Origin of the sequence: Pseudomonas sp. BF-R-01 (assembly GCF_019946615.1) — a bacterium.
Classification (GTDB): Bacteria; Pseudomonadota; Gammaproteobacteria; order Pseudomonadales; family Pseudomonadaceae; genus Aquipseudomonas; species Aquipseudomonas migulae.
Window position 1 is genome coordinate 1 of the sequence record NZ_JAGYFX010000146.1, and the last position, 11775, is coordinate 11775.

At 59.7% G+C, this 11775-nt stretch carries 11 protein-coding genes and 1 pseudogene; 7 read left to right on the forward strand and 5 right to left on the reverse strand.

The features are described from left to right. Positions 1-107 precede the first annotated feature (107 nt). Positions 108-1154: an MBL fold metallo-hydrolase gene (locus tag KGB27_RS29250; RefSeq protein WP_223557252.1), complete on the reverse strand. Its 1047-nt coding sequence runs from the start codon at positions 1152-1154 to the stop codon at positions 108-110. Between the two features lie 213 nt (positions 1155-1367). Here KGB27_RS29250 and KGB27_RS29255 point away from each other — a divergent pair, with 213 nt between their 5' ends. Beyond that, complete coding sequence (locus KGB27_RS29255; protein ID WP_223557253.1) at positions 1368-1976, forward strand: TetR/AcrR family transcriptional regulator; 609 nt, start codon at positions 1368-1370, stop codon at positions 1974-1976. Between the two features lie 29 nt (positions 1977-2005). On the opposite strand, the gene KGB27_RS29260 is transcribed toward KGB27_RS29255, so the two are convergent. Continuing rightward, positions 2006-2935, reverse strand: coding sequence for a LysR family transcriptional regulator (locus tag KGB27_RS29260; protein ID WP_223557254.1), 930 nt, complete (start codon positions 2933-2935; stop codon positions 2006-2008). A 15-nt stretch (positions 2936-2950) separates the two neighbouring features. On the opposite strand from KGB27_RS29260, the gene KGB27_RS29265 reads away from it, so the two are divergent. Together KGB27_RS29265 and KGB27_RS29270 are read left to right on the forward strand one after the other, a co-directional pair. Continuing rightward, a complete protein-coding gene (locus tag KGB27_RS29265; RefSeq protein WP_223557255.1) occupies positions 2951-3655 on the forward strand; it encodes a CTP synthase in 705 nt (234 codons plus the stop codon). Continuing rightward, positions 3652-3975 (forward strand): antibiotic biosynthesis monooxygenase family protein, encoded by a 324-nt coding sequence (locus tag KGB27_RS29270; protein WP_223557256.1) that lies wholly within the window; start codon positions 3652-3654, stop codon positions 3973-3975. Before KGB27_RS29265 ends, KGB27_RS29270 begins: the two co-directional genes overlap by 4 nt. 129 nt (positions 3976-4104) lie before the next feature. On the opposite strand, the gene KGB27_RS29275 is transcribed toward KGB27_RS29270, so the two are convergent. Beyond that, on the reverse strand, positions 4105-4431 hold the full coding sequence (locus KGB27_RS29275) for a DUF2025 family protein (protein ID WP_223557257.1): 327 nt from the start codon (positions 4429-4431) through the stop codon (positions 4105-4107). 221 nt (positions 4432-4652) lie between these two features. On the opposite strand from KGB27_RS29275, the gene KGB27_RS29280 reads away from it, so the two are divergent. Both KGB27_RS29280 and KGB27_RS29285 read left to right on the forward strand, forming a co-directional pair. After that, on the forward strand, positions 4653-5780 hold the full coding sequence (locus KGB27_RS29280) for a glycerophosphodiester phosphodiesterase (protein ID WP_008032545.1): 1128 nt from the start codon (positions 4653-4655) through the stop codon (positions 5778-5780). A gap of 185 nt (positions 5781-5965) precedes the next feature. Next, complete coding sequence (locus KGB27_RS29285) at positions 5966-6271, forward strand: PepSY domain-containing protein (RefSeq protein WP_008032547.1); 306 nt, start codon at positions 5966-5968, stop codon at positions 6269-6271. Between the two features lie 59 nt (positions 6272-6330). On the opposite strand, the gene KGB27_RS29290 is transcribed toward KGB27_RS29285, so the two are convergent. Both KGB27_RS29290 and KGB27_RS29295 read right to left on the reverse strand, forming a co-directional pair. Then, positions 6331-6762 (reverse strand): hypothetical protein, encoded by a 432-nt coding sequence (locus tag KGB27_RS29290; protein ID WP_008032550.1) that lies wholly within the window; start codon positions 6760-6762, stop codon positions 6331-6333. Between the two features lie 111 nt (positions 6763-6873). Then, on the reverse strand, positions 6874-8499 hold the full coding sequence (locus KGB27_RS29295) for a methyl-accepting chemotaxis protein (RefSeq protein ID WP_223557258.1): 1626 nt from the start codon (positions 8497-8499) through the stop codon (positions 6874-6876). 346 nt (positions 8500-8845) lie between these two features. Here KGB27_RS29295 and KGB27_RS29300 point away from each other — a divergent pair, with 346 nt between their 5' ends. Both KGB27_RS29300 and KGB27_RS29305 read left to right on the forward strand, forming a co-directional pair. Continuing rightward, on the forward strand, positions 8846-9868 hold the full coding sequence (locus KGB27_RS29300; RefSeq protein ID WP_192229145.1) for a transporter: 1023 nt from the start codon (positions 8846-8848) through the stop codon (positions 9866-9868). A gap of 526 nt (positions 9869-10394) precedes the next feature. Then, positions 10395-11713 (forward strand): annotated as a pseudogene (locus KGB27_RS29305) (inorganic phosphate transporter). Positions 11714-11775: the final 62 nt, after the last annotated feature.

Sequence of the window (11775 nt, forward strand, 5' to 3'; positions counted from 1 at the left end):
GTGTTAGAGGGACTGAGTCGAATCCGGTGGGGCGGGCGGATTTTGCGATGGTTGAGTGAGGTGTCGGCACGAGCCGCTTGCATCACAAGCGGCCAGGCTTCAATACGTCATGCGTTCTGGATTTCCACCTGATCGCCGACGTTTTCCATCCCCAACCACCAAGCACTCCCCCGCTGCGGATACATCACGTTAAACGCCTCACCCATCTGCGGCGTGGTAATCGAAACACTGCGCTCCCAGGCCAATGCCAGTATCCGGTCAAACGGTTCAAACCACGCGTGCATCGACAGATCGAAGGTGCCGTTGTGAATCGGCAGTAACCAGCGGCCTTTCAGGTCGATGTGCGCTTGCAGGGTTTCTTCGGGTTGCATGTGCACATGCGGCCACTCGACGTTGTAAGCGCCGGTTTCCATCAGTGTCAGGTCGAACGGGCCGAACTGTTCGCCGATGCGTTTGAAGCCGTCGAAGTAGCCGCTGTCGCCGCTGAAGAAGATTCGTGTGTCGGCGTCGATCATCACCCAGGAGGCCCACAGCGTGCTGTTGCCATCGAACAGCCCACGGCCGGAAAAGTGTTGCGACGGGGTGGCGACGAATTGGATGCCGTCGACTTCGGTGCCTTGCCACCAATCGAGCTGGCGCACTTTGCTGGCGTCGATGCCCCACTTGATCAGGGTGTCGCCGACGCCCAGCGGCGTGAGGAAGTATTTGGCTTTGTCCGCCAGTTTGAGCACGGCCTGATAATCAAGGTGGTCGTAGTGATCGTGGGACAGGATTACCGCTTCAATCGGCGGTAGTTCTTCGAGGCTGATCGGTGGTTGGTGAAAGCGTTTCGGGCCGGCCCATTGCACCGGTGAAGCGCGTTCGGCGAAGACCGGGTCGGTGATCCAGAATTTGTCCCGCAGTTTCAGCAATACCGTGGAATGACCGAGGCGATAGACGCTGTGGTTGGGCGCGGCGATCAACGCGTCGTGGGTCAGGCGCTGCACCGGAACGGCCGCCGTCGGGCGGGTGTTACGGGGTTTGTGGAAGATCATGTTCCACATGATGCGCACCATTTTGCGCAAGCCTTCTCGTTGCACGGGCGCATGGTTGCGGAAGTGCCCTTCGGCCTGACGGGACGCTTCAGGTGCAGAAACGTTAGTGGAATTGGCCATGACTGAATGACTCCAGGAAACCGCACGATGTGCAGTTTCTACGGTGGGACGATAAATGGCCAAGGCACGCACGCATCAGCCGAACACTCTATTTTTGGCTGCGCAGGATTAACGAAACATTACACTGCACAGTGTAGTTTCTAGGTTGCATCAAAGCTGATCACAAGTAAACTGCCAAGTGTAATTCTTATTTTCTTCTGCCGAAGCGTACTTATGACAGCTCCACAGCGCCTGACCGACCGAAAACGCGAAGCGATCATTCAAGCGGCGATTGCCGAATTCCGGGCCAACGGTTTCGACATCACCAGCATGGACAAGATCGCCGCCACCGCTGGCGTGTCGAAGCGCACGGTGTACAACCACTTCCCCAGCAAGGAAGAGTTGTTCGCCGAAATCCTCAATCAATTATGGGCCAGGGTGACGGCCGAACAAGAAACGGCCTACCGCCCTGACTTGCCGCTGCGCGAGCAGATGCGCCGCATGCTGATGGCGAAATTGCAGATGCTGGGCGATGACAATTTTCTCGACCTGGCGCGGGTCGCCATCGCGGCCACCATCCACTCCCCCGAGCGCGCGCAGAACATGGTCGAGAGAATGGGCAAGCGCGAAGAAGGCCTGACCGTGTGGATTCGCACCGCTCAGGCCGATGGGCGATTGAAGCCGGTCGACCCGGAGTTTGCCGCTCAACAGGTTCAGGGGATGCTCAAATCCTTTGCATTCTGGCCGCAGATTTCCATGGGGCTGCCCGGCCTGTCGCCTGAAATGCAGACCACTGTCGTGGACTCAGCGCTGGACATGTTCCTCGCCTGCTACCAGCTCTAAATCAAGCGCCTACAAGCATTACTGCAATTTCAACGCACGCCCAACTCATCGAACAACGTCACCACCGAGCGCAAGGCGCGACAGTCCGGGCGGGTCAGCAACCACAGCGCGGTGTCGTAACCGTGCAACGGCTCACTCAACGGTTGCAGCCCGTCATCGATCAGAAAGTCCGGCAATGCCGCGACACCGAGCCCGGCCCGCACCAGCTCAGTCACCGACAACATGCTGTTGCAACGATAACCCGGTGTGACGCCGGGCAATTGCTGACGACGCCACGCGACGGTGGGGTGATCGGGGAGGAAGTCGTCCGGGGCGATCCATGTCAGCGCGGCCAAGTCTTCGGCATCGACCGATTTCAGATACGCCGTGCTCGCACAGACGCGATACGACACCTGCGCCAGGCATCGGCCCACCAAGTGTTCCGGCGGATTCCGGGTCAGGCGCAAGGCGATGTCCGCGTCTCGGCGGCTGAGATTGGCGAAGTCGTTGGACGTGCTCAACTCGATCGTCAGCGCCGGATAGCCGGGCATGAACTGCGCCAGCGCCGGCAGCAACAAACCTTGTAAAACCGAATCGGTGCAGGTCAGGCGTACGGTGCCGCTGATGACTTCACCGCCCTGCTCCACGCCGATGCGCGCAGCCTCCAGCGCTTGTTCGGCGCGCTCAGCCTGTTCGGCCAAGGTCTGCGCAAGACTGGTGGGCAAGTAGCCGGCGCGGCTTTTTTCGAACAGTTGCTGGCCCAGCGCGGCTTCCAGTCGGCGCACGGCGCGGAACACGGTCGAAACGTCGACCTTCAACAGCGCCGAGGCCCGGGCCAGCGAGCCGCCGCGCACGAGGGCGAGAATCAGGGACAGGTCGGGGTAGTCCAGTCGATAGTGCGTTGCTGCATTGATCACTTGGGATAACGCCAATGTTGAGTGCGTGAACGCCAATCTATAGTGGGCTCCAGGAATCAACAAGCGTCGAGAGCCCTTATGGAAAACAGCGCCATCCACATCGCCCTGATCGGCGATTACGACCCGCAAGTCACCGCCCACCAGGCGATTCCCGTCGCCCTCGGCATGGCTGCCGAACACGCCGGACTGGACGTGAAATTCCAGTGGCAGGCCACCGACGACATCAACGACTCGTCGCTGCAAGACTTCGACGGCTTTTGGTGCGTGCCCGCCAGCCCTTACCGCAATGAAGACGGTGCGCTGCGAGCGATTCGCTTTGCCCGCGAACAACAGCGACCTTTCCTCGGTACGTGTGGCGGTTTTCAGCACGCGGTACTCGAATACGCCCGCAACGTTCTGGGGTGGATAGATGCCGAGCACGGCGAGACATCACCCGATGCCACGCGAGCGTTGCTCACACCGCTGACTTGCTCACTAGTGGAAGCCATCGACAGCATTCATCTGGTTGAAGGTTCGTTGATCGCCAAGGCGTACGAAAACCCGGAGATTCGTGAAGGCTATCGCTGCCGTTATGGTGTGAATCCGCAGTTTGAGCGGGATTTGCTAAGCCAGGAATTATCCGCGGTGGGACACGATTCGACGGGGGATTTGCGAGCGGTGGAATTACGCGGGCATCCGTTTTTTGTCGCTACGCTATTTCAACCTGAACGTGCCGCGCTCAAAGGAATTCTGCCGCCGCTGGTGAGTGCATTGATCGACGCGTGTGCGAGGCAAAAATCATGATTGCCCGGACACCGGAACCGCCCTACTACGCGGTGATTTTTACTTCGCTGCGCACCGACGGCGATCAAGGTTACGCCGAGGCTGCCGAGCGCATGGTTGAACTGGCGCGTGAGCAGCCGGGATTTCTCGGTGTGGAGTCGGCGCGGGGTGAGGATGGGCTCGGGATTACGGTTTCCTATTGGGCCAGTGAGGCGGCGATTGTGGCGTGGAAACATCATCCCGAGCACAGCGCGATTCGTGAGCGTGGGCGCTCGACCTGGTATGCGGCGTGCAGTACGCGGGTGTGCAGGGTTGAGCGGGCCTATGATTTCAAGCAGTAACAGTTGCGGTGTCCTTTAAGCCGCCATCGCCGGCAAGCCGGTCTCGCTCCCACAGTGGTTTTGTGTGCGACGCAAAACCCTGTAGGAGCTGGCTTGCCAGCGATGAGGCCATCACAAACACGGCAAATCTCAACTCTGCACAAGACTGCGCACCGCCGAAATCTCCGGCACTTCCCGCCGATTCATGTACACCCGCAACGGCTCGGTAATGTTGATCCGGTCATCGATGTTCTGGTCCAGCAACAACTGAATCAACTCGCGCTTCAGCGTCATGACCTGCTCCGGCCCCGACGCCCAGACGAATTCACTCACAGGAATGATGCCGTCATCCGCCACGTCCATGCCGAAGGAGTCTTCGCTGAAACGCACGATGTATTGGCCGGTTTTGCGATTGAGACCGACGAAGCCTTTGAGTTGGTCGGCGGCCTGGCAGATGAGTTCGGAAGTGATGCGCATATAAACCTCACACAAGTGATCGATGGTTTACACGCAGGGCAAGATGAAGGGCGCTCCCTCTGCCGGGGAAACTGCCGGGGCCAAGAGTACTGCAAAGAACCGCACAAATGTGCTGAAAAAATCCGCTTTAAACACGTTTATGTCGGTCTCGCGATAGCGCAAGCCGCGCTCAGTTGTTAAAAGGGACGTCTTTGAAAACACTCTGCGAAAGGATCTCGACCATGCCTGTAACTTTCACCAAGAGCGCCCTGCTGCTGAGCGTGCTGCTCGGCCTCGGCCAGGCGCAGGCCGCCAGCGAGCCAAGCCCTACTTCACTGGCCACCCATGCAGGCATTCCGCACCCGGCGGTGATTGCCCACCGTGGCGCGTCCTTCGATGCACCGGAATCCACCGCCGCCGCCTACAAACTGGCGCGCGACCTGGGTGCCGATTACCTGGAACTCGACCTGCAACGCAGCAAGGACGGCGTGCTGTTTGCCCTGCACGACAACAACCTGCAACGCACCACCGACGTCGCCAGCAAGTTCCCTGAGCGCAAGGACAGCCCGGCCAATGCGTTCACCATCGCCGAGCTGAAAACCCTCGACGCCGGCAGCTGGTTCAACACGGCTTACCCGGATCGTGCGCGTCCTTCCTTTGCTGGCCTGAAAATCCTGACCCTCGATGAAATCATCGACATCGCCCAGGGCAATCCGCTGCACAAGCCTGGCCTGTACATCGAAACCAAGGAGCCGAAGCAATTCCCCGGCCTCGAGCGTGACCTCAAGGATAAATTGCAGGATCGCGGATGGCTGAGTCCGGCCGGTTCGAAACTTGCGAAAAGCGAACTCGCCGTCGGCCAGGGCAAAGGTAAGGTGGTGCTGCAAACCTTCGAGAAGAGCAGCCTCGAACTGCTGGAAAAGGAAATGCCGCAAGTGCCGAAGATCCTGCTGTTGTGGGTCGGCGAAGGCAGCATCGAGCCCAAGTCCAAGGTGACGTTCGCCGAGTCCGGTGACAAGGACAAAGCCACGTACTACGCCAAACAGGAACCGAAGGACAAAGCCGAATTCCAGCAATGGGTCGAGTACGCCAAGGCTCAAGGCGCAATCGGCACCGGCCCTTCTGCCGCACTGACCAAGGGTGGCGATCAGAGCTACTCGGACCTGGTAAAACCATGGATGAACCAGTACACCCACGATCAGGGTTTGCTGGTGCACGTCTACACCATCGATGATGCGGTGGATTACCAGAAGGTCATGGACGCCGGGGTTGATGGCATCTTCACCAACCGCGCCAGCGAGTTGTTGAAGTTCTACAAACGTCCGGCGGCGGGTACGGTTGCGCAGTTGTTGCAGAACAACGGGTATTGATCCAGAACCGAGGTGACGCCATCGCCGGCAAGCCGGCTCCTACAAGTTTGAGTCGTTCATAAAAGTTGTGAACGACACGGACCTGTAGGAGCCGGCTTGCCGGCGATGCTCCTGGAATTAAGGGTGAATTAAGTTGCCCCAGTTAATCTGGCCCCACTTAAACAGCTCACCAAGGAAAGAACCTCATGAAGACTTTGACTGCCCTGTTCACCGCTGCCGCCCTGACCCTCACCGCTGGCCTGGCACAAGCTGATGTTCGCGTCGACCAGATCCCTGAGCTGGTCAAGAGCGGCAAGATCAAGCCGCTGGAAGAAATGAACCAGGCTGCCCTGAAACTGCACCCGGGTGCGACCATCACCGACACCGACCTGGACAACCACTTCAATGGCTTCGAGTACGAAGTGGAACTGAAAACCGCTGACGGCAAAGAATTTGACGTGGATTTCGATGCCACCACTGGCAAAGTCCTGAGCAACAAACAAGACACCTGATACGCGCATAAAAAAAGCCGCACGATTTTCGGATCGTGCGGCTTTTTTGTGTTTTCGAATCAGGCCGATGTACTGACCATGGATCCAGCAGTGCTGCTGCCTTCTTCCTGCAACGCCGCCAACAACGCCGCCGTTGCGGTCTGCAACGAACCTGAGGTCGTCGCAATCTGCGACTGAGCCGCCGCCACATCGGCGGCCTTGGCGTCTGCACTTTCCTGTTTGGCCTGGGCCGCTTGCAGTTGTTGCTGTTGTTCCTGCAATTGCTTTTGCAGCTCGGCGATCTGCTTGCGCAGGGCTTTCACCGAATCCGATTCTTCGCTGCTGCTGGAACTGCCGCCACTCGCTGCCGGTGCGCCGTCGGCGGACACTTTGGTGGTGTCGCTGGACGCCTCGGCGCTGGCGGTGACAGACGTGTCGTCAGTGCTTGCTGTGGCGTTGGCCGAAGCAGTGGCGACGGGCTGGATGATCGAAACAGACGAGATGCTAACCATGGCGTTTTCCATTGAGGTGATGGGAATACGCTCATCATCGACATCGGGTCAGCGGACTTGAGATCGACTGTGTACCCACTCGGTAAGCAAGCCGGTACACAGCCATTTCCCTTAGGCGCTCAAGCGCGCCGTCACCTCGTTCAACTGCCCCGACAACCCGTGCAGGTTGTGGCTGGCGGCTTCAGTGCGTTGCACGTTGTCGAGGTTGGTACTGGCGATGCTGGTGATCTCGGTGAGGTTGCGCGAGATGTCTTCGGCGACCGAAGTCTGCTCTTCGGCGGCGGTGGCGATCTGGCGGTTCATGTCGCGAATCGCTTCCACGGCATGCGTGATGCGCTCCAGCATGGCGCCGGCCTCGGTCACTTGCTGAACGCTTTCCTCGCTGCGCGACTGGCCGCTTTCTATCGCCTGAGCCGCGTCCACCGCACCGGTTTGCACGGTCTGGATGATCTGGTTGATCTCGATGATCGACGCCGCCGTGCGCTGGGCCAGGCTGCGTACTTCATCGGCCACCACGGCAAAACCGCGCCCCGCCTCACCGGCACGCGCCGCTTCGATGGCGGCGTTGAGTGCCAGCAGGTTGGTTTGCTCGGCGATGCCGCGAATCACTTCCAGCACCTTGCCGATGCGGCCGCTGTCGGTTTCCAGTTGGCGGATGACCGTGGCGGTGTTGGCGATTTCGCCGCGCATGCGAGTGATGGTGTGGATGGTGCCCTGCATGACTTTTTCGCCCTGCTGGGCGGACTGGTCGGCATCGTCGGCGGCACGTGCGGCGTCGGCGGCGTGGCGCGCGACTTCTTGCGCGGTGGCAGACATTTCGTTCATCGCCGTGGCCACTTGGTCAGTGCGGTTGAACTGTTCGTTGGTACCACTGGCCATGAGGATGGCGATCGAATTCAACTCACTGCTGGCGCCGTCCAGATCCTTGGCACTGACCTGCAAACGGCTAAAGGTTTCAGCGAGGAAATCACGCAGCGTATTGGCCGCGATCGCCAGTTTGCCCAGCTCGTCCTGACGGGTGCTGGCCACGCGCTCGGCAAACTTGCCCTGGCTGAGTTGCGCCACGTAGTCGATCAATTTGCGGATCGGTTCGACCAGATTGCGATTGACCAGCCACAGGCTCAACAGCCCGATCAACAAGCCCGAAGCGAGCATCACAATGATGCCCAGCAACACGGTGCGATCTGCGCTGGCACTGATCAGCTTCGACTGCTCGACGCCCTGTTTGCGCAGTTCGCTGACCAGTTCGCTCATCTGGTCGCTGGCTGCACGGTCGACACCTTTGACTGCGGTGTCGCCCGCCGTTGGATCGGCACCGGCCGCCACGTAAGCATCGCGACCTTTCTGGTATGCCGAACCCAACTGACGATGCTCGTCACGCAGGCGTTCGATGCGGGTCTTGAGTTGCGGCTCAATGCCCTTCTGCCCGGCCAGTTCGCCGAGGATGCCCTGCACCTCGCGCTGACGGTCTTCGAATTGCTTCCAGTATTTGTCCAGGTCTGCCGGTTGCTTGCCACGCAGCAGAACGTTTTTCCATTCCTGCACCTGCACCTTGAATTGCAGGTTGGCTTCATCGATCAATTGCGAAGTGTGCAGCGGACCGTCAATGAGATTCGCGTAGCTTTGAACGCCATTCGACAGAAAGTGAAAACAGGCCAGAGCGATCAACAGCATCGCAAACAGGCTGCCGCTCAACAGGGCGAGAATTTGCGCTCTCAAGGACTTTTGCAAAGACATCGGAAGGTACTCGTGACAGGAATGAGGCACGCCCTTGGGAGGCGTGAAAATAATCCGGACATTCCCTGTCTACAGCGTCGAACGCATGCTCTTTGTAGGAGCCAGCTTGCTGGCGATAGCGTCCGGTCAGTCGGGAAATCTATTGACTGGCAGCACGCTATCGCCAGCAAGCTGGCTCCTACGAGATCGGCGTGTCAGGGCCGTTCTTGAGCGGTTCCGACAGTCGGTAGAAGGCACTTGGCCAGCTCCACGAAGCTGTCACAAAACTGTCAAGACGCCTTGCGATGATGCGGCTCAAGTGAACCTGTGAAACCCGCGACAGGCCGCCTCCTCACAGCGAGACCTCATGAACCACAGCATCGACCAAAGCCATCGCGACCCGGACCTGTTTGGTCTGCTGTACGGTTTCAGTTTTCGTCCCGGCGAACGCGGTCGGGAAATCGATTCGGCCATGGCGTTGCGGTCCCTGCAACAACCGGACGACAGCGACGAATTTCTCTGGCTGCACCTGAACCTCGCTCATGCCGCGTGCGAGCGCTGGATGAAAAGTCATCTGGAATTGCCCGACGAGTTTTTCGAAGCCTTGCATGAAGGCTCACGTTCGACGCGCATCGAGCATGTCGATTCGGCGTTGCTGGCGGTAGTCAACGACGTGGTGTTCAACCTCAGCAGCATGGTCTCCTCGGACGTGTCGACGCTGTGGGTGTGTGCGCGTAGTCGGCTGATTATCAGCGCGCGCCTGCAACCGCTGCACTCGGTAGACAAGTTGCGTTCCTCGGTGAAGGCCGGTGAGCGTTTTCGCTCGCCGCTGGAATTGCTCGTGCATTTGCTGCGCGACCAGGGCGAAGTGCTGACGCAGATCGTGCGCAAGACCAGCCTCAGCGTCGATCAGATCGAAGATGAATTGCTGTCCTCGCGGCTGTCGACCAACCGCGCAGAGCTGGGCGCCAATCGCCGGGTGCTGGTGCGCTTGCAACGGCTGCTGGCGCTGGAGCCGGGCTCGTTGCTGCGCCTGCTCAATCGCCCGCCGCAATGGTTGCAGAAGGAAGACGTGAAGGAGCTGCGCAAATCCACCGAGGAGTTTGCGCTGATCATCAACGACCTCACGGCGCTGGGTGAGCGGATCAAGCTGTTGCAGGAAGAGATTGCCGCCAACCTCAACGAGCAAAGCAACCGCACGCTGTTCACCTTGACCGTGGTCACGGTGTTGGCGTTGCCGATCAACATCATTGCCGGTTTTTTTGGCATGAACGTGGGGGGCGTGCCGCTATCGCAGGATCCGGAGGGGTTCTGGATCCTGGTGGCCTTGGTCGCGACGTTTACGGTGATTGCAGGGCGTTGGGCGTTCCGTAAGCGCCAGGATTATTGAGCGAACACATTCCTCTGTAGGAGCGAGGCTTGCCCGCGAATGAGGCGCCGCGGTATGCCTGATACACCGCGTTATCGTTCTTCGCGGGCAAGCCTCGCTCCTACAGGGACGGTGTGTGTGTGTTCGGATCGGTGGTATCGGCAAAAAACCCAAACACTGACCCAACGCAGCCTCCCTGTAATATTTAGCAACGATCATGACCGACACACTTCCCTCCTCAGGATTGTCCGGCATGGCTACTCCTTCCTTTTCCGCTGCCCAGGCGCCCGCCAGCAGTGCCAGACCGCAGCTCGACAAGAAACCCAACCTGTTCACCCTGGTGATTTTCTTCGGTGTGCTGGCCAGTGGACTGCTGTTCACCGCGTACAGCCTGATGCACGACATGAGCGAACTCGGCACGGTGGTCACCACCTGGACGCCGTTTCTGTTGCTGGGCGTGGCGCTGCTGATCGCGCTGGGCTTTGAGTTCGTCAACGGTTTCCACGACACCGCCAACGCGGTGGCCACGGTGATTTACACCAACTCGATGCCGCCGAATTTCGCGGTGGCCTGGTCCGGGTTCTTCAACTTCCTGGGGGTGTTGCTGTCCAGCGGCGCGGTGGCGTTCGGCATCATCGCCCTGCTGCCGGTAGAGCTGATTTTGCAAGTCGGTTCGTCCGCCGGGTTCGCGATGATTTTCGCCCTGCTGATCGCCGCGATTCTGTGGAACCTCGGCACTTGGTGGCTGGGCTTGCCGGCGTCGTCGTCGCACACGCTGATCGGTTCGATCATTGGCGTCGGCGTGGCCAATGCCCTGATGCATGGCCGCGATGGCACCAGCGGCGTGGACTGGCGCAGGCCACCAAGATCGGTTATGCGCTGTTGCTCTCGCCGCTGGTCGGCTTTGGTTTTGCCGCGCTGTTGCTGCTGGCCTTGCGCGCCTTCGTCAAGAATCGTGCGTTGTACAAGGCGCCGAAAGGCAACACGCCGCCACCGTGGTGGATTCGCGGCATGCTGATCGTGACCTGCACCGGTGTGTCGTTTGCCCACGGTTCCAACGATGGCCAGAAAGGCATGGGCCTGATCATGCTGATTCTGGTCGGCACGCTGCCCATGGCCTATGCGCTGAACCGCACCATGCCGGCCGATCAGGCCTTGCAGTTCGCCGCCGTCGCCGAAGTCACCCAGCAAGCGCTGGTGAAAAATTCGCCGCTGCCGGCACCGGCCGACCCGCGTGCGGTGTTGTCCGACTACGTGCGCAGCAAGGAGGCCGCGCCGCAACTGATCCCGGCCCTCGCCGCGCTCACCGGCCGTATCGGTGCCGAGGTCAAGGGTTACGGCTCGTTGTCCAAAGTGCCCGCCGAAGCCGTGGGTAACGTGCGTAACGACATGTACCTGGCCAGCGAAACCATTCGCCTGATGGACAAGAACAAGGTCGGCAACTTCGACGCCGACACCAGCGGCAAGCTGCAACTGTTCAAGCAGCAGATCGACAATTCGACGCGGTTTATTCCGTTGTGGGTAAAGATCGCGGTGGCGATTGCCCTGGGCCTGGGCACCATGGTCGGCTGGAAACGCATCGTGGTGACGGTCGGCGAAAAGATCGGCAAGACTCACCTGACCTACGCACAAGGCGCCTCGGCGGAAACCGTGGCCATGCTGACCATCGGCGCGGCGGACATGTTCGGATTGCCGGTGTCGACCACCCACGTGTTGTCTTCAGGGGTGGCCGGGACCATGGTCGCCAACGGCGGCGGCTTGCAGATGAAGACCATCCGCAATCTGCTGATGGCGTGGGTGTTGACCTTGCCGGCGGCGATTGTGCTGTCGGGTAGCTTGTACTGGTTGTTCACCCAAATTTTCTAGTCCCAACACTCCCCCTGTAGGAGCGAGGCTTGCCCGCGAAGAACGATAACGAGGTCTAGCCG

Coding starts and splice junctions, on each gene's coding strand:
- KGB27_RS29250 (WP_223557252.1), bottom strand. CDS start 1,154: ATGGCCAATTCCACTAACGTTTCTGCACCTGAAGCGTCCCGTCAGGCC.
- KGB27_RS29255 (WP_223557253.1), top strand. CDS start 1,368: ATGACAGCTCCACAGCGCCTGACCGACCGAAAACGCGAAGCGATCATT.
- KGB27_RS29265 (WP_223557255.1), top strand. CDS start 2,951: ATGGAAAACAGCGCCATCCACATCGCCCTGATCGGCGATTACGACCCG.
- KGB27_RS29270 (WP_223557256.1), top strand. CDS start 3,652: ATGATTGCCCGGACACCGGAACCGCCCTACTACGCGGTGATTTTTACT.
- KGB27_RS29275 (WP_223557257.1), bottom strand. CDS start 4,431: ATGCGCATCACTTCCGAACTCATCTGCCAGGCCGCCGACCAACTCAAA.
- KGB27_RS29280 (WP_008032545.1), top strand. CDS start 4,653: ATGCCTGTAACTTTCACCAAGAGCGCCCTGCTGCTGAGCGTGCTGCTC.
- KGB27_RS29285 (WP_008032547.1), top strand. CDS start 5,966: ATGAAGACTTTGACTGCCCTGTTCACCGCTGCCGCCCTGACCCTCACC.
- KGB27_RS29290 (WP_008032550.1), bottom strand. CDS start 6,762: ATGGTTAGCATCTCGTCTGTTTCGATCATCCAGCCCGTCGCCACTGCT.
- KGB27_RS29295 (WP_223557258.1), bottom strand. CDS start 8,499: ATGTCTTTGCAAAAGTCCTTGAGAGCGCAAATTCTCGCCCTGTTGAGC.
- KGB27_RS29300 (WP_192229145.1), top strand. CDS start 8,846: ATGAACCACAGCATCGACCAAAGCCATCGCGACCCGGACCTGTTTGGT.